The sequence below is a fragment of the Rhodobacteraceae bacterium M385 genome, from assembly GCA_025141835.1.
Classification (GTDB): Bacteria; Pseudomonadota; Alphaproteobacteria; order Rhodobacterales; family Rhodobacteraceae; genus Gymnodinialimonas.
Map to the genome: position 1 here is coordinate 431,958 of CP081102.1, position 17,128 is coordinate 449,085.

General features: G+C 61.3%; 16 protein-coding genes. 8 read left to right on the forward strand and 8 right to left on the reverse strand.

Annotated features, from left to right (window positions below; genetic code table 11):
* Window positions 1-17 precede the first annotated feature (17 nt).
* Both K3728_02120 and lysA read right to left on the reverse strand, forming a co-directional pair.
* Window positions 18-2,582: a DUF4175 domain-containing protein gene (locus K3728_02120; GenBank protein ID UWQ97413.1), complete on the reverse strand. Its 2,565-nt coding sequence runs from the start codon at window positions 2,580-2,582 to the stop codon at window positions 18-20.
* A gap of 31 nt (window positions 2,583-2,613) precedes the next feature.
* Complete coding sequence (gene lysA, locus K3728_02125; GenBank protein UWQ96064.1) at window positions 2,614-3,879, reverse strand: diaminopimelate decarboxylase; 1,266 nt, start codon at window positions 3,877-3,879, stop codon at window positions 2,614-2,616.
* A 294-nt stretch (window positions 3,880-4,173) separates the two neighbouring features.
* Between lysA and K3728_02130 the strand changes: the two genes are divergently transcribed.
* The 3 genes from K3728_02130 to K3728_02140 all read left to right on the forward strand — a co-directional run bounded on the left by K3728_02130 (window position 4,174) and on the right by K3728_02140 (window position 8,469).
* Complete coding sequence (locus tag K3728_02130) at window positions 4,174-5,823, forward strand: electron transfer flavoprotein-ubiquinone oxidoreductase (protein UWQ96065.1); 1,650 nt, start codon at window positions 4,174-4,176, stop codon at window positions 5,821-5,823.
* Window positions 5,824-5,939: 116 nt separating this feature from the next.
* Window positions 5,940-7,628, forward strand: coding sequence for a tetratricopeptide repeat protein (locus K3728_02135; protein UWQ96066.1), 1,689 nt, complete (start codon window positions 5,940-5,942; stop codon window positions 7,626-7,628).
* A 10-nt stretch (window positions 7,629-7,638) separates the two neighbouring features.
* Entirely contained in the window at window positions 7,639-8,469 is an 831-nt protein-coding gene (locus K3728_02140; GenBank protein ID UWQ96067.1) for a 4-(cytidine 5'-diphospho)-2-C-methyl-D-erythritol kinase, read from the forward strand.
* On the opposite strand, the gene K3728_02145 is transcribed toward K3728_02140, so the two are convergent.
* Window positions 8,466-9,476, reverse strand: a complete 1,011-nt coding sequence (locus K3728_02145) for a polyprenyl synthetase family protein (GenBank protein UWQ96068.1) — start codon at window positions 9,474-9,476, stop codon at window positions 8,466-8,468. The two genes, K3728_02140 and K3728_02145, sit on opposite strands and share 4 nt — an antisense overlap.
* A 50-nt stretch (window positions 9,477-9,526) precedes the next feature.
* On the opposite strand from K3728_02145, the gene K3728_02150 reads away from it, so the two are divergent.
* From K3728_02150 to K3728_02160, 3 genes are all read left to right on the forward strand, one after another.
* Window positions 9,527-9,748, forward strand: coding sequence for a DUF2007 domain-containing protein (locus K3728_02150; protein UWQ96069.1), 222 nt, complete (start codon window positions 9,527-9,529; stop codon window positions 9,746-9,748).
* On the forward strand, window positions 9,739-10,458 hold the full coding sequence (locus K3728_02155) for a methyltransferase (GenBank protein ID UWQ96070.1): 720 nt from the start codon (window positions 9,739-9,741) through the stop codon (window positions 10,456-10,458). The genes K3728_02150 and K3728_02155 overlap by 10 nt, the downstream gene beginning before the upstream one ends.
* 107 nt (window positions 10,459-10,565) lie before the next feature.
* Complete coding sequence (locus K3728_02160; GenBank protein ID UWQ96071.1) at window positions 10,566-10,730, forward strand: DUF465 domain-containing protein; 165 nt, start codon at window positions 10,566-10,568, stop codon at window positions 10,728-10,730.
* A gap of 84 nt (window positions 10,731-10,814) precedes the next feature.
* On the opposite strand, the gene gcvA is transcribed toward K3728_02160, so the two are convergent.
* The gene (gcvA, locus tag K3728_02165; GenBank protein ID UWQ96072.1) at window positions 10,815-11,762 is read right to left on the reverse strand and encodes a transcriptional regulator GcvA; all 948 of its coding nucleotides are present in this window, start codon (window positions 11,760-11,762) and stop codon (window positions 10,815-10,817) included.
* A 319-nt stretch (window positions 11,763-12,081) separates the two neighbouring features.
* Between gcvA and K3728_02170 the strand changes: the two genes are divergently transcribed.
* Window positions 12,082-12,225: a hypothetical protein gene (locus K3728_02170; protein ID UWQ96073.1), complete on the forward strand. Its 144-nt coding sequence runs from the start codon at window positions 12,082-12,084 to the stop codon at window positions 12,223-12,225.
* Between the two features lie 182 nt (window positions 12,226-12,407).
* Here the strand turns inward: K3728_02170 and K3728_02175 are convergent, their stop codons facing one another.
* From K3728_02175 to K3728_02190, 4 genes are all read right to left on the reverse strand, one after another.
* Window positions 12,408-13,283 (reverse strand): EamA family transporter, encoded by an 876-nt coding sequence (locus tag K3728_02175; GenBank protein ID UWQ96074.1) that lies wholly within the window; start codon window positions 13,281-13,283, stop codon window positions 12,408-12,410.
* A 163-nt stretch (window positions 13,284-13,446) separates the two neighbouring features.
* Complete coding sequence (gene phbB / locus K3728_02180) at window positions 13,447-14,169, reverse strand: acetoacetyl-CoA reductase (protein UWQ96075.1); 723 nt, start codon at window positions 14,167-14,169, stop codon at window positions 13,447-13,449.
* Window positions 14,170-14,259: 90 nt separating this feature from the next.
* On the reverse strand, window positions 14,260-15,435 hold the full coding sequence (locus K3728_02185) for an acetyl-CoA C-acetyltransferase (GenBank protein ID UWQ96076.1): 1,176 nt from the start codon (window positions 15,433-15,435) through the stop codon (window positions 14,260-14,262).
* A 165-nt stretch (window positions 15,436-15,600) separates the two neighbouring features.
* Window positions 15,601-16,431, reverse strand: a complete 831-nt coding sequence (locus tag K3728_02190) for an EAL domain-containing protein (GenBank protein ID UWQ96077.1) — start codon at window positions 16,429-16,431, stop codon at window positions 15,601-15,603.
* A 100-nt stretch (window positions 16,432-16,531) separates the two neighbouring features.
* On the opposite strand from K3728_02190, the gene K3728_02195 reads away from it, so the two are divergent.
* Window positions 16,532-17,128, forward strand: a complete 597-nt coding sequence (locus tag K3728_02195) for a DNA-3-methyladenine glycosylase I (GenBank protein ID UWQ96078.1) — start codon at window positions 16,532-16,534, stop codon at window positions 17,126-17,128.

Here is a 17,128-nt window from a genome sequence, read left to right on the forward strand (position 1 = left end):
GGGCCTTGGGGCTTTCTCTAAAACTGGTCGAGCAAGCGGCGCAGGTAATCCCGTTCAAGTTCAGGACGGGTTTGTTCCGCCGCACGATCGCGCAGCAAGTCCAGCAATTCCCGCGCCCTTTGTTGCGCGTCTTCCCCGTCGCTTAGCCCGCTTTCATCGGATCCAAAGGCACCGTTGTTGCCTGCTTGGCGACCCAGTGGGTCTTGCAGTGGTTGGCCTTCAGCACGGTTGCCTTCGGCTTGGCCCTGTCCCGGTTCTGCGCCCTGTTCTTGTGCCAAAGCCTCGCCCAATTGGGTCATGCCTTCGCGCAGGGCTTCCATTGCCTCGGATTGCAGATCAAGTGCCTCGGCAATATCGCCGCGCTCCAGCGCTTCGGCGGCGTCGTCCATCGCTTCGCCCGCGCCGTCCAGTTGCTCGAGCGCCTCGTCGCCCGCTTCGGTGCCAGTGCCCGGCAAGCGGCGGGCTTGTTCTTCCAGCTGACGCAGCAGGTCCTGTTGCCGTTCCGCCAAGCTGCCCGATGGGCCCTCGCCGTTCTCGCCGCCCTGACCTTGGCCGGGGTTGTCCCCGTCTTGGCCCGGTTGGTTGCCTTGTGGGGCGTTGCCATCCTGGCCGCTTTGCTGGCCGGGCCGGTTGGGGTTGAGCTGATCTTGCAGGTCTTGGAACGCATCGTCGGACAGTTCCTGTTGCCCGCGTAGCGTGTCTTGCAGGCCTTCCATCGCTTCTTGCCCCGGCGTTCGCGGACCATCGCCGCTGCCGTCGCCTTGGGTAATCTCCATGTTTTCCAGCATCTCTTGCAGGGCTTGCAGCATCTCCATCGCTTCGGCGATCCGGCCTTCCTGCATCAGCTCTTCAATCCGGCGCAACATTTCGTCCAGATCGGCGTTGGTCATCTCTTGGCCTTCGTCGCCCTCGTCGGGTTGGTCGGTGTTGTCGCCGAATTCCGTGTTATCGGCCAACTCCTGCATATAGTCGTCCATCGCCTCGCGCATTTCCTGCATCAACTGGGCGATTTCTTCGTCCGAGGCGCCTTGGCGCATGGCTTCTGCCAACCGTTCCTGCGCCCTGCGCAGACGCTCCAACGCGCTGCCTTCTTCGCTGAATTCCAGCTCCAGCGCGGCGTTCCATAGGATTTCGGCCACATCTTCCTGTGTCTCAATCGAGATCGAGTCGATGGCCGATTCAAGCCGTTGTATCGCAGCGCGAAGGCCACGGTAGACGCCTTCGCTCAGGTCATCCTCAGGGCGATGTGTCAGCGCCCGCAGCAGCCGAGAGGCGCGGATGGCATTGTCTCGGTTCCAAAGGATATCGCGGCGCAGTTCCACCAGCGCATTGGCCAGCGGATCAAAGAAACGCTGCCCCGGAAGCCGGGCCACGTCGTAAGTGGCCTCAGCCGTTTGGCCCGCATCGTCCACCACCGTAAGCGTCAAGGTTACGGGAAGGTTGGCAAAGGGATGCTCGGACAGGTCTTCCAACACGACTTCGGTAAATTCATCGCGGTTGCCCCGGAACGGCATCGGCAAGTCCAGCACCACAGGTTCGCGGGGCTCGGGGTCAATGGACAGGCCATAGCGGCGGTCAGCGGCGTCGGCGTTCAAGCGGATCGTCGCGGTGCCCGACCGGACGCCGTAATCATCGCTGGCAGTGAAGCTGAACTGCATGGCACTGGGCGCTTCGCCCTCAACCTCGCCCTCCAGCGCAACGGCGGGGGGCTGGTCAGGGCGCACGGCGACCTGCCATTCGCGCCCGCCGGGACCATCGACAGCCAAGGTGCCGCCCCGTTCCATCGTGACGGTTTGTGCATAGGCGGTTTCATCCAACTCTGGCACGGGGCCGATATCGGTACGCAGGGTAATTTCGCCGGGGGCACCGTAGGCCCGTAGCGTAATGTCCGAGCCGAGCGGCGCTTCAAAGCTGTCGGCAGCAATGTCGTTGAGGTAGAGCGACGGCAGACCGGTATAAATTGGCGGCTCTACCCAGCCTTCCCACGATGGCCCGGCGGAAGCGGTCGCCGCGCCGGGGCCAAGCGGAACCTCGCCCACATCGGTCACCCGGGATAGGCCCCCAAACAAAAGCGCCATCGCCAAGGCGACCGCCCCCACGTAACGCAGCGCGTAGGGATCATTGCGCGACAACCGCAGGTTGGGCTGGGGCGCACGGGCGCCAGCGGCACGGTTGGCCATGCGGGCAATATGCGCCGCCCACACCGATTGGCTGGCCGGATCGGTGCCACCCACGGCGGGGCTGTCGAGCAGGGTCGAGATGGGACGCCCCGGCATGGTGGCATCCAGCCGCCCCAACGCATCCGCGTGGGTGGGCATCTTGAAACGGCGCAGTCCAAAGGCCAAAAGAACAAGAGTTCCCAAGGCGATAAGCGCCAAGGCCGTCCACGTGATCGTAGGGGAAAATAAGCTACCCGCCCCGAAAGACAGCGCCGCAAAGACGACAAACAGCACCGTCCACACCGGCCAAAAGGCCCGCACGCCACGTTCCGCAACCATGCCAAGACGGGTCAGCCGCAAGGGCCAGATCAACCGCTTGATCGCGTCGGTTTTTGGGGCCTCATCAGGTGTCGAGTGGGTCATCATGCCTTTCCCGCACGAAGGCGGCCGGGCGTCATGCCCATTGGGGAATAGTATCGCGGTTTATCATGTCGTCAAACGATGGACGTGCCCGGATGACGGCGAATTGATCGCCATTGACCAAAACCTCGGGGATCAGCGGCCGCGTGTTGTATTCGCTGCTCATGACCGCACCATAAGCCCCTGCCGAGCGGAAGGCGATCAGGTCGGCCTCTTGCACCGGGGGCAGGTTGCGCTGTTTGGCGAAGGTATCGCCCGACTCGCAGACCGGGCCGACGATGTCATAGGGCGACTGTTCGGCCCCGGGTGCGGGCTCAACGACGGGCACGATGTCGTGGTAAGAGCCATACATAGCGGGGCGGATCAGGTCGTTCATGGCCGCGTCAAGGATCAGAAAATCACGATCCTCGCCGTTTTTCACATAGATGGTGGAGGCCACAAGCAGCCCTGCGTTGCCCGAGATCAGTCGGCCGGGCTCAATCTCGATCTCGCAGCCCAGATGGCCGACGGTGCGCTTGATGACTTCACCGTATTCTATTGGCAAAGGCGGGGCAGAGTTGGAACGCTCGTAAGGAATGCCAAGGCCACCGCCCAAATCAAGCCGGCGGATGGTATGGCCGTCAGAGCGAAGTTGTTCCGTTAGTTCGGCCACTTTTGTGTAAGCAATTTCGAATGGTTCAAGGTCAGTCAACTGGCTGCCGATATGCACGTCGATCCCGATAACCTCTAGCCCCGGTAGGGAGGCAGCAAGGGCGTAGACTTCGCGCGCGCGGGCGATGGGAATGCCGAATTTATCTTCTTTCCGCCCGGTCGAGATTTTCTCGTGGGTTTTCGCATCCACATCGGGGTTCACGCGCACAGTGATCGGCGCGGTGACACCCAAAGACATGGCAACGCGGGACAGGCGGGCCATTTCGGGCTCTGATTCCACGTTGAATTGGCGGATGCCGCCTTCAAGGGCGAGGCGCATTTCCTCTTCGGTTTTCCCGATGCCCGAGAACACGATCTTATCACCCGGAACGCCCGCCGCTTTGGCGCGCATGTATTCGCCGCCAGACACCACATCCATCCCTGCGCCAAGGTTGGCCATATGAGACAGAACCGCTTGATTTGAATTGCTTTTCACGGCGAAGCAAATCAGGTGATCCAGCCCGTGAAGGGCCTCTTGAAACAGTTGAAAATGCCGCGTCAGCGTTGCGGTGGAATAGACATAGAAGGGCGTGCCGACCTTGGCGGCAATGTCCTTGATGGCCACGCCTTCCGCATGGAGTTCGCCGTTTTGGTAGAGGAAATGATCCATGGTGCGCGTCCCTTCATTCTTGCAAGCGCGGACGTAGCACCTATCCAAAGGGGTTCAAAGCGTTTCAGGGCGCAGAGGCGGGAAGGTGGCCGGGAAACAATGCCAAAGCGCCGTTCAAGTAATTTAAATTCAGAAGCTCCCCGCTCTTGGGCCCACACAATTCGCGTCATATCGTCAGACCAGCGGCCTGTGCCACTGCGTTAGAATTGACCCGTTAACAGGGACAGGCTACCCCTTCTGGAACGCCATTTAAGGGCCGCGAAAAAGGCCCGAAACAGCCTATGGGGATGACGCATGTCAGAGATCGAACGCGAAAGCATGGAATACGATGTGGTCATCGTTGGGGCAGGACCTGCGGGCCTGTCAGCGGCGATCCGGTTGAAGCAATTGGATGCGGACCTGAACGTCGTGGTTCTGGAAAAGGGCTCCGAGGTTGGTGCGCATATTCTGTCGGGCGCGGTTCTAGACCCTTCGGGCCTTGATGCGCTGATCCCGGACTGGAAGGAACAGGGCGCGCCGTTGAACGTGCCGGTCAAAGACGACAATTTTTACATGCTGGGCGAGGCGGGGGGCATTCGTATCCCGAACTTCCCCATGCCACCGCTGATGAACAACCACGGCAATTACATTGTCTCCATGGGCAACGTCTGCCGCTGGATGGCAGAGCAGGCCGAAGAAATGGGGGTAGAGATTTTCCCCGGCATGGCATGCTCGGAACTGGTTTACGGCGAGAACGGCGAAGTGCGCGGCGTTGTGGCCGGTGTCTTCGGGCTGGAGGAAGACGGCTCTATCGGGGAAAACACGGAACCGGGGATGGAACTGCTCGGTAAATATGTGTTCCTCAGCGAAGGGGTGCGCGGCAGCCTAAGCCAAGAGGTGATCGCGAAATACGATCTCGCCAAAGACAGCGAGCCGCAGAAATACGGCCTTGGGATGAAAGAGATCTGGGAGATCGACCCAGAAAAGCACAAAGAAGGCAGCGTCACCCACACGATGGGCTGGCCTTTGGGCAGCAACGCTGGCGGCGGTAGCTTCATCTACCACCTTGAAAACAATCAAGTGTACGTGGGTTTCGTGGTCCATCTGGGTTACAAGAACCCGCATCTGTTCCCCTACATGGAATTCCAGCGTTTCAAGCACCACCCGATGGTGGCGGAGCTTCTGGAAGGCGGCAAACGTATCGCCTATGGCGCGCGCGCTATTACTGAAGGGGGCTATCAGTCTTTGTGCAAGATGGTGGCGCCGGGCGTGGCGTTGTTGGGCTGCTCTGTGGGCATGGTCAACGTGCCGCGCATCAAGGGCAACCATAACGCCATGTTGTCAGGCAAGGCCGCGGCTGAGGCTGCGTTTGAGGCGATCGGCGCGGGCCGTGCCTCGGACGAGTTGAGCGATTATGAAACGGAGGTTCGGACCGGCGCGATTGGCCAAGACCTTAAGAAAGTGCGCAACGTGAAGCCGATCTGGTCGAAGCGGGGGCTTATGGCCTCTCTCGCGTTTGGCGGCATGGATATGTGGACGAATACCTTTGGGTTCAGCCTGTTTGGCACGATGAAGCACGGCAAGACCGACGCCGCCGCGACGGAAAAGGCAGCGGATCACAAGAAGATCGACTATCCCCGCCCCGATGGCGTCTTGTCCTTTGATCGTCTGACGAACGTTGCGTTCTCTTTCACCAATCACGAAGAAAGCCAGCCCGCGCATTTGAAACTGCGTGACAGCACGGTGCCTATCGCGGTGAACCTGCCGCAATATGCCGAGCCTGCGCAGCGCTATTGCCCGGCGGGTGTCTATGAGGTGGTGGAAGAAGAAGGCAAAGACCCGCGTTTTGTCATCAACTTCCAGAACTGCGTTCACTGTAAGACTTGCGACATCAAAGATCCGACACAGAACATCCATTGGACGGTGCCCCAAGGGGGCGACGGGCCGAATTACCCGAACATGTGATTAGGGGCAAACGGACACCAACATTCGACATTGTGAGAAGGGCTTGATTGCCCTTCCCTCAGACGCGGCCTAGTCTTTGACGAAACCGCCCCGATCTGGGGCTGAGGAGAGCATGAATGACGTCCAACCGATCCCTGTTTGCACTGGCCCTTGCAGCGTTCATTGCGCCGTTCACGGCCCAAGCCGATAGCTTGCCCGGCGCTTATCTGGCAGGGCGGGCGGCTGCGATCACGGGCGATCACGCGGCGGCGGCTGAATATTTCAACCAAGCGCTACAGTTTGACCCCGGCAACGCCTTTTTGGTGTCCAACACGGTGTTCGCCTATGCCTCGCTTGGGGAATGGGAAGCGGCGCAAACGGCAGCGCAACATCTCGACACCGAAGCTGAGGGGCAGGAGCTGGCCGAATTGGTCGCCTTCGTGCGGCTCATTTCTGAGGGAGAGTTTCAGGGCGCCCTTGATATGATCGAGGCAGGTGACGGCCCCGGACCTTTGGCCGATGACCTCACCGGCGCGTGGCTGACCTTTGGGCTTGGCGATATGTCCGGCGCTGTAGAGCGGTTTGAGGCGCTGGCGTCCGAGCGCGGCCTGGAAGAACTGGCGGCGCTGCATCTGGCCTTGGCCCGCGCTGCAACGGGCGATTTTGAGGCCGCCAACGAAATCCTGTCGGGCGAAACCGGGGTGCAGATTACCAACACCGAGCGCGTCGTGCGCGCCCGCGCGATCATCCTTGTGCAGCTTGACCAGCGCGGAGAGGCGTTGGACCTTCTGGATGGGTATACGCAAGCCGTCCCGGACCCCGGCCTTTTGGCACTACAGGCCAGCATCGGCGCAGGCGCAGACACGCCCTATGATTTCGTGCTGACCGCCCAAGATGGCGTGGCCGAGGTGTTCTTTAACGTCGCCCAATTGTTGGCCGGGGATCGCAACACAACCCTGCCGCTGCTGATGGCACAGGCGGCAAGGGGCATTGACCCCGAGCATTCCGACGCCGTGGTTTTGGCCGCAGAGTTATTGGCGGGCACCGAGCAATATCAACTGGCCGCAGACACCTATGCCGCGGTCCCGGAAAGTGATCCCAACTACATCGAAGCCCAGATGGGACGCGCGCAGGCACTGGAAGATTCCGGCGCGCAGGAAGAGGCGGTTGCGATCTTGTCGGCCTTGGTCGAAGCGCGGCCCGATCTGGCCTCGGTTCAGGCGGCGTATGGCGATTTGCTGCGCCGGGCAGAGCAGTTTGAAGAGGCCATCGCCGCCTATAGCGCCGTTTTGGATTTGGTGGACCCCGATCAGCCGCGCTATTGGTTCATCCACTACGCCCGCGCGATTTGTTACCACCAGTTGGACAATTGGCCCCCCGCAGAGGCCGATTTCCGCCGCGCGTTGGAGCTGAACCCCGAGCAGCCTAACGTCATGAATTATCTGGGGTATTCGCTGGTCGAGCAGCGCCGCAGCTTTGATGAGGCCCTGGGCATGATCCAACGCGCGGTCGCCGCGCGGCCTGAAAGCGGGTTCATCGTCGATAGCCTCGGGTGGGTTTATTACCGTCTTGGCCGCTACGAGGAGGCCGTGGCCCCCATGGAACGCGCCGTGGAGTTGGAGCCGAACGACCCGATCGTCAACGACCATCTGGGCGATGTCTACTGGATCGTGGGTCGCTACCGTGAGGCGGAATTCCAATGGCAACGCGCCCTGTCGTTTGACCCGGAACCCGAAGACGCCGAGCGTATTCGCCGCAAGCTAGAGGTCGGCTTGGATGTGGTGCTGGAAGAAGAAGGCGGCACGGGCATCCTTGAGGAAGAATGAGCGCAGGGCGATGTCCGGCATGAAGCAATTTGCGCCCGCCAAGGTGAACCTTGCCCTGCATGTGACGGGCAAGCGGGGGGATGGGTTTCACCTGCTCGACTCGCTTGTTGTGTTCGCGGGGGTGGGCGATTGGCTGACCTTCGCCCCGGCTGATACGCTGTCTTTAAATGTCCGTGGCTCCCGCGCAGAAGGCGTGCCTGAGGATGGGCGCAATCTGGTATGGAAGGCCGCGCAATGGCTCGCGCCCGGACGCGGCGCGGCGATTTTGCTGGACAAACATCTGCCCCACGCGGGCGGGATCGGCGGTGGCTCCGCCGATGCAGCATGCGCCTTGCGGGGCTTGGCGCAGATGTGGGGCGTGGATGTGCCGCGCGGGGCAGAGGCTTTGGGCGCGGATGTGCCAGTCTGCCTCCATGGCCGCCCGGTGCGGATGCGTGGCATCGGAGAGGTATTGGAAGACGTGCCGCCCCTGCCGCCCCTGTGGATCGTGTTGGTCAACGCGGGCCAAGAGGTGCCGACAGGCCCGGTCTTCAATGCGCTGGAGCGCAGGGATAACCCGCCGCTGCCGTTACCAGCGTGGGACGATTTCGACAGTTTCATTACGTGGTTAGATGGGACACGAAACGACCTGCAAACAGCCGCGAAGACGGTGTCACCGATCATCGGCGACGTGTTGGTGCGGTTGGGCCAAGCGCCGGGGTGCCGGCTTGCCCGGATGAGCGGCTCGGGCGGGACATGCTTTGGGTTGTTCGCGGCAGAAGCCGACGCGGTCGCCGCCGCTGCCGCGATGCCCGCCGACTGGTGGGCCAAGGCCGCACCGGTGTTGGGCGCGACGCCTTAGTTCAGACGCGCCACGACGTAATCGGCCAGATCGGCCAGCATATCGCGCAACGGATCGGCGGGCAGCACGGTTAGCGCCGCCTTGGCGGCGGCGACATAGGCGTTCGCTTCATCCCGTGTCTGCGCCAGCGTTCCGTGTTTTTGCAGCAGGCTCAGGGCGTGCGCCAGATCGCCGTCGCGTTGGTCGCCTTTGCCGATGGTACGGGCCCAAAAGGCCTTCTCATCCGCATCACCCGCCGCTATTGCGCGGATCACGGGAAGGGTCATTTTCCGTTCGCGGAAATCATCGCCGATGTTCTTGCCAATCGCCCCGGCCTCTCCGGCGACACCGCCCCAATCGAGCAGGTCATCGGCCATCTGGAACGCCACGCCAAGACCGTCGCCATAGATGGCGAGCGCCTCGATCACCGCGTCATCACAATCAGCGATCACCGCGCCGACCTTGCAGGCGGCCTCGAACAGGGCCGCGGTCTTGCCACGGATCACTTGCAGATAGGTGTCTTCGGGCGTGGCGATGTCAGAGGCGACGGTCAGCTGCAACACTTCACCCTCGGCAATCGTGGCGGCGGCGTTCGACAGGATATCGAGCACCCGAAGGCTGCCTGGTTCCACCATCAACTGAAACGCACGGGCGAACAGGTAGTCGCCCACCAGAACGCTGGATTGGTTGTCCCACAGAAGGTTTGCCGTGGGCCGCCCGCGCCGTTGTTCGCTTTCGTCCACCACGTCATCATGCAGCAAGGTGGCGGTGTGAATGAACTCGACCGTGGCGGCCAGCTTCACGTGGTCGTCGCCAGTGTAGCCACACAGCCGTGCGCAGGCGAGCGTCAGCATCGGGCGGATGCGTTTGCCCCCGGCCTCCACCAGATGGGCCGTAACCTCGGGGATGCGGGGGGCATGCTTGGATGCCATGCGGTCGCGGATCAGCGCGTTCACGGCGGCCAGATCATCGGACAGGGCCGCGCTAAGACGATCGTGGGGCTTCTGCGTTGGCGTATCCAGGCTCATCGGAAGCTCTCCATCTCGACATGAAGCGCGTGCGTGCTTACCTGTCGGTTATGCTTGAAATTCTTCGCAGTAACGACCCGACGATTATCGCCTTTGCCACCGCATTGCTTAGGGGCGAGGATATAGAGGTGTTCGAGATGGACGTCCATATGAGCGGGCTTGAGGGCAGCATCGGCATATTGCCGCGCCGCCTGATGGTGCGCCGGGATGAGGCCGCCGCCGCCGATGTGGTTCTGCGCGACAATAACCTACCGGTGTCGAAGTGGAACTGACCCAAGATGGCTTCCTGGGCGGGCGTGTGCAGGCCTGGCAGCCCCGCGACGGCTACCGCGCCGCGACGGACCCGGTGTTTCTGGCTGCGGCCTGCCCGGCAAAGGTGGGCGATAGCGTGCTGGAACTGGGCTGCGGTGTGGGCGTGGCCGCCCTGTGCCTGATGGCGCGGGTGGATGGCCTAAACGTGACAGGGGTGGAGCGGCAAGCCCCCTATGCCGAATTGGCCAAGCGCAACGGGTTGGAGGTGGTGATGGCCGATCTGACGGTGCTTCCCACCGATTTGCGGCAGCGCAGTTTTGACCATGTGATCGCCAATCCGCCCTACTATGGGCCGGGGACCGCCTCGGACGATGCGGGGCGCGACGGTGCCTTGCGCGAAGAAACCCCCTTGGCCGAGTGGTGCGCGGTGGCAAAAGCGCGGCTGCGACCCGGCGGTTGGCTGACGATGATCCATCTGGCCGAACGCCTGCCCGATATTCTGCGCGGGCTGGAGGGTTTCGGCGATATCGCCGTGCTGCCCTTGGCGGCGAGAGAGGGGCGGATGGCGGGCCGTATCGTACTGCGCGCCCGCAAGGGTGCCCGCGCCCCTTTCCGGCTGCTGGCACCTTTCGTCATCCACGAGGGGCCAGCCCATACCGTCGATGGCGATGACTATTCTGCAACAACCCGCGCCGTTCTGCGCGACGGCGCGGCGCTGCCCTTCGGCTAACCAGCTAAATACCGAGCATTTTAGCCGTTAAGACAGTTCTTCGTGACAGACGCATGACAATATGCTCGACTGATCCTTGTAGACCCAACTTATCAGAGGAGACACATATGTCGCTTGGCGCCCATCTTCAGGAACTCAAGAAGAAACATGCCCATCTCTCTGCCACGGTTGAACAACAACAACGAAGTCCGGCAGTGGATGATCTGACCCTTCGCGACATGAAGAAGGAAAAGCTGCGGTTGAAGGAAGAAATCAGCCGTCTCGATAGCTAGTCAGCATCCTGCGTAAGGCGCCCTTAGACTGATAAAAGCAAGGGCCCTTGCGCCAACCACTACGATCGCCGTCGGGAGATTTGGTTAGACCTGAACCTCGGCGGCGTGAACGAATGTCGTTCCATCCCGGTATTCTTCCAGAGACAAAGTCTCAGCCTCAATCCACTCACGGAATGCTTGCACTTGGGGACGTTCGTCTGGCCCTTCTGGGCAGACGAAGCTGTATTGCGCATCGGTGGTAAGCCCGAGTTTATAGGGCATCACCAAGCGCCCTTCTTTCAGGTCTCTTTCCGCCAGTGAAATCCGCCCCAACACAACGCCAGCCCCTGCCAGCGCCGCGTCGATCGCGTGATCGGCTTGGCTGAACCGTGCCCCCGAGGCAAAGCGCGGCGGCAGTTTTGCGGCTCGGAACCATGCGGGCCAATCGACGGTGGGGGTGAGAAAATGGATGTCGTCCTGATGCAAGAGCGGCGCACGGGCCAGATCGGCAGGATTGGGGAATTGTTCGGCAAGCTCCGGGGTCATCATCGGGGCGACCCATTCGCGGATGATCGGCATTGAAAAGAGGCCGGGTTCTTCTTTGGCCATGCCAAACCGAATGGCGACATCCACATCATCATGGGCGAAATCCACCAGCCGCAACGTGGCGAGGAAGCGAAGCTCGATCTCGGGGTTGGCGACAGCGAAATTAAACAGACGCGGGGCAAGCCATTTGGCGGTGAAGGCGGGGCCTGCGGTTACGATCAGGCTTTTCTGTTCAACGGTGCGCTTGGCGGCGCGCCACGCAGCGGCCAGCGCGGTGAAGCCATCAGCGGCACCGGGTGCAAGGGCGCGGCCTGCATCGGTGAGCTCCACCGCACGGTTGAGACGGCGGAAGAGAGGGGCTTCCAGATGCTCCTCCAGCGACTTGATTTGGAATGATAGGGCGGCCGGCGTCACGTTAAGTTCGGCGGCCGCTTTGGCGAAGGACATATGCCGCGCTGCAGCGTCAAAAGCGCGGAGAGCGGTGAGGGGTGGGAGGCGATCTGACATGCTCAGTTAAGTAAACCTTATGCGAGTGATTGGAAAGTCCCGTTTGTCGCCGTGGCTTTGATGGCCCATGTAAGATGCATCTCCTCCCACTCCTGTAAAGGAACACTGTTATGCACTTCGACAATACCACCAGCCCCGCCGCCCGCGATGCCATCCTTCGTGCCCACGCAGAGCGCGGCAAGATCCTTAGCGAGATTTGGAATTACTTGACCGGACGTCAATGACGGGCGGGATGCGGGGTTGCAGCATTTGCAATGCTACTTCCGCAAAGAGTCCCTATATTGGAATGGAAGCAAACTTTTATCCGTAAGGTGTCCACATGTTCCACGATCTAGCCGAACCCGAAATGCAGAAACTGATCAACCAAGCCCGCGCAGAGCGTAGCCGTGAAATGGCGCGTCTGATCGCCTCTCTGTTCCGCCGCCGCCCCGCCACGAAGGCGAGCGTTGCAGTAGCCGGTTAACAGGCATTCCGAATTGGCATTGGGGTTTTGTTCGCAGATTGCCTAATTAGCGGGCAGATTAAAAACTCAACTCTAGTGCGAAGGTCACTTAAAATGTTCTTTTCGGAATTCCGCGCGCTTGTGCGCCAGTCCCTCTTCCAGGTTCAAACCAACCACGCCCAAGACCGGGCGCGCGTGAACGGTTACCTCTGCGCTCTGCGCTGAACCACGGCAGAGCCGAGGGCCGCAAGGCCCGCCCCGCCCGCGATGAGGGCGGCAGATAAGATCAAGGTGGGCGATGCCTGAGCGACGCCCACAACGATAAGCACCAGCGTCGAAAGAAGCGGTGCCGCATAGCTGGCCACACCAAGTAGTTGGATGTCCCCGGCTTTGACCCCCAAATCCCACACATAAAACGCCAGCCCCACGGGACCGAGGCCCAGTGCCACGACCGAGGCCCATCCGATCATGCCCTCGGGCCAGATCGTTGTTTCCAGCGCAAGATGCGCGGGCACTGAGAGTATGGCTGTGGCGACACAGAAGATGGCGACGGTCTGGGTCGGCATGTCCCCCAATTTGCGCGATAGCACCGAATAGCCGGACCACGTCAGCGCACAGAGCCCGGCGAGGGCGAGGCCGATGCCGCCTGAGAAGCCATCGGCCCCTGGTGCGACGATCAACGCGGCACCGGCGAAGGCGATAAGCGCGCCGATGATGTGGAGGGGGCCGATCCGCTCACCGGGTAAGAGGCCTGAGAAGAGCACGATAAACAGAGGCCAGAGATATGCGATGAGGCTCGCCTCGGCCGGGGGGGCAAGGCGCAGGGCGCTGAAGTAGAGCGCGTGGTAGCCGAAGAGGCCAATCGTGCCGAAGATATAGACCCGCAGGGGGACGGAGCGAAGCTTTGGCCAGCCCTTGGTGACGGTAACCCAGATGAGGCCGATTGTGCCACCGATGGTGAAGGTCAGTGCGTTGAGGAGGAAGGGGGGGACGGGGGCGGAGCCAATGGTGAACAGGGCGAGAAGGGCCCAGAGCAGGACGGCGATGAAGCCGATGGCGGTGGCGCGGGTACGTGTCATGGAAGTGGTTTAGCCGCGGCGAGCGGGGAGGGATAGAGCCGATAGGGATGTGGGGAGGAGAGTGCGGCTTTGAGTTGTATTGGCCAAGATGAAGGAGCGGGCGCGCCCATAAAAAAAGCCCCAGCGCGGGTGGCAGGGGCCTTCGGGGTCTTGGTGTCGGCGTTTAGACGAAGAATTGAGCGCCGTTGGCCGAAATGGTGGAGCCGTTGATGAAGCCGCTGTCGTCGGAGGCGAGGAAGCAGACGCAGCGGGCGATTTCTTCAGGCTCACCCAAGCGGCCCGCAGGAATGCCGGCGACGATGCTGTCGCGCACTTTTTCGGGGATCGCCATGACCATTTCGGTGGCGATGTACCCGGGGCAGATGGCGTTGGCGGTGATGCCAGCGCGGGCGCCTTCTTGGGCGAGGGACTTCACGATACCCAGGTCGCCGGCTTTGGTGGCGGCGTAGTTGGTTTGAGCGAACTGGCCCTTCTGGCCGTTGATCGAGGAGATCACGATAACACGGCCGAATTTGCGTTCGCGCATGCCGGGCCAGATTGGGTGGACGGTGTTGAAGACGCCGGTGAGGTTGGTGTCGATCACCTCGTTCCACTGTTGCGGTGTCATTTTGTGGAACGGCGCATCGCGGGTAATACCGGCGTTGGCGACAACGACTTCGATGGGGCCGAGGTCGGCTTCGACCTGCTCAATGCCTGCTTTGGAGCTGTCGTAGTCGGCGACGTTCCATTTGTAGGTCTTGATGCCGGTTTCAGCCGTGAATTTCGCGGCAGCTTCATCGTTGCCTGCGTAGGTGGCGGCGACGGTGTAGCCGTCCGCTTGCAGGGCCTTGGAAATGGCTTCGCCAATGCCGCGGCTTCCGCCGGTGACCAGTGCGACTCGTCCCATTATGTCTCTCCTCCTGATTTGTATAACTTTGTTGCAAATAAAAAAGCTGCGCGCAACTTTATTGCGTGCAGCTCTTGCGGTGGTGTTGGATCAGTCGCGCTCGACGCAGAGGGCAACGCCCATGCCGCCGCCGATGCAGAGCGTGGCGATGCCTTTTTTCGCGTCACGGCGCTGCATTTCAAACAGCAGCGTGTTCAGGACGCGGCAACCGGAAGCGCCGATGGGGTGGCCGATGGCAATCGCGCCGCCGTTGACGTTTACGATGCTGGGATCCCAGCCCATGTCCTTGTTCACGGCGCAGGCTTGGGCGGCAAACGCCTCGTTCGCTTCGACAAGGTCGAGGTCGTCCACGGACCAACCGGCTTTTTCCAGCGCCTTGCGAGAGGCGTAGATTGGGCCGACGCCCATGATCGACGGGTCAAGGCCAGCGGTCGCGTAGGAAGCGATGCGGGCGAGGGGCTGGATACCGCGCTTCTCTGCGTTCTCGGCGGACATCAGCAGCGTAGCGGCCGCGCCGTCGTTCAGGCCGGAAGCGTTTGCCGCAGTGACGGAGCCGTCTTTGGTGAAAGCGGGGCGCAGTTTCTGCATTGCTTCCATTGTCGCGCCGTGGCGGATGTATTCGTCTTGATCGACGGTGATGTCGCCCTTGCGGTTGGGCACGATCACGGACGTGATCTCATCGGCGAACTTACCGGCTTTCTGCGCGGCTTCGGCCTTATTCTGAGAGGCAACGGCGAATTCGTCCTGCATCTCCCGCGAAATCTGCCATTTCTCGGCGACGTTTTCGGCGGTTTGGCCCATGTGATAGCCGTTGAAGGCATCCCACAGACCGTCGCGGATCATCGTGTCGATATACTTCATGTCGCCCATTTTCTGGCCCGCACGCAGCATGGCGGCATGGGGGGACATGGACATGTTTTCCTGGCCGCCGGCGATCACAACGGAGGCATCGCCGAGCATGATGTGCTGAGCGCCAAGGGCCACGGCGCGCAGGCCGGAGCCGCAGACCTGGTTGATGCTCCAAGCCGCGGATTCTTGCGGAAGGCCTGCGTTGATATGCGCTTGGCGGGCCGGGTTCTGGCCTTGGGCGGCGGTGAGGACTTGGCCAAGGATCGTCTCGGAGACATCGGCTTTGTCGATGCCAGCGCGTTCAACAACGGCTTCGATCACGGTTTTGCCGAGGTCGTGGGCGGCGGTGTTTGCGAAGGAGCCGAGGAAGCTGCCAACCGGCGTACGGGCGGCGGAGGCGATGACGACATTGGTCATGGTAAGTCCTTTCCTGAGCGCATCCGAGCCCCGAATTGGGGTGGTCGGTGCGGCGTGTGTTGTCGGCCGCGTCTTAAAGTGTGGCGGCGGCTTTAATCAACGGACACGGTGTCTCAGGCGATGTAAAGGAGTGATCTTGCCCTTAGGGAAAGAACGGGGCGTGAATTAAGCGCTGCGCATGACGCGATCATTGTCGATTTCGGGAAGGGTCATGGAGGGAGCGCCGTAGTAGTAGCCTTGAAGGCAATCGACGCCGGCGGAAACGAGCCATTGCGCCTCTTCCGGGGTTTCGACCGATTCTGACACGACGAGCATGTCGAAGTGGCGGGCAAGGCCGATCAGAGCCTCGGACAGGACTTGGTTATCGGCATCCTCGGCGATGTTGCGGGTGAACTGGCCGTCAATTTTCAGGATGTCGAAATAGAAGGTTTTGAAGTGCCGGAACGCGGTGTAGCCGGCGCCGAAGTCATCAAGGGCGAAGGTGATGCCTTTGTCTTGCAGGTCTTCCATAAAGATAGCGACGATTTCCGGCATGATCATGACGGAGCTTTCGGTGATCTCGAGGATCAGGCGTTCGACAACAGTGGGGGTATCACGCAGGCAGGCCCGAAGGATTTGCATCCACCGGGGGTAGCCCACAGAGCGGGCGGACATGTTGATCGACAGGCGAAGGCCGGGATTGGCATGGAGCGCCTGAAGGCCGTGTTGCAACGCGGCACAGTCGATCTGGCGTCCGATGTCAGTATCTTCCACCGCGCCCATGAAATCCCGGGCCGGGATCACACGACCTGTCTCATCGAGGATGCGAATGAGCCCTTCGTAGAAGGCGACGCCTTGGCCATCGGAGCGGACAATCGGCTGATAGGCGAGGCGGGAATCCCCACGGGTCAGGGCCTGTTGCACCATGGCGAGGGTCCCGCGATCCCGTTGAGAGATGGCGGCATCCAAGGGGCTTGCGGTTCCTGGTTCGATAAGTTCACCGGCCTTGTTTTCCATCACCCACTCCGATCGCGCGTATGTTTGGGGGTTGATGCACGGAAGACCTTTAAAGAAGGATGAAAGACGGTGTTTGCGTCAAATGCGAGGGATTAGGGAAATGGCAAGTGAGAGGGACGCGCAGGCTGAGGGTCGCTGCGATTGGTGCGGCACGGATCCGTTATACGTGGCCTATCACGACACCGAGTGGGGTGTGCCCGAATACGACAGCCGCGCGTTGTGGGAAAAGTTGGTGCTGGACGGGTTTCAGGCGGGCTTGGCCTGGATCACCATCCTGCGCAAGCGGGACGCCTTTCGGGAGGCATTTGAAGGGTTTGATCCAGAAGTAATTGCCCAGTGGGGAGAGGCCGATGTGCAACGGTTGTTGGGCAATGCGGGGATCGTGAGGCACCGCGGCAAGATTGAGGCGACGATCACCAATGCAAGGGCCTGGATCGACATGGAAGAGAAAGGCGGGTTTGACCGTTTTATCTGGGATTACGTGGATGGCGTGCCGTTGAGAAACGCTTTTACCACGATGGCGGAAGTGCCGCCTGCCACCGATATGAGCGCCAAGATGTCAAAGGATTTGAAGAAGGCGGGGTTCAAGTTCTGCGGGCCGACGATTGTATATGCGTGGCTGGAAGCGACGGGCGTGGTGAACGATCATTTGGTGGGCTGCCCAAGGCACGAAGAGGTCGCGGCGCTGGCCCGTTAA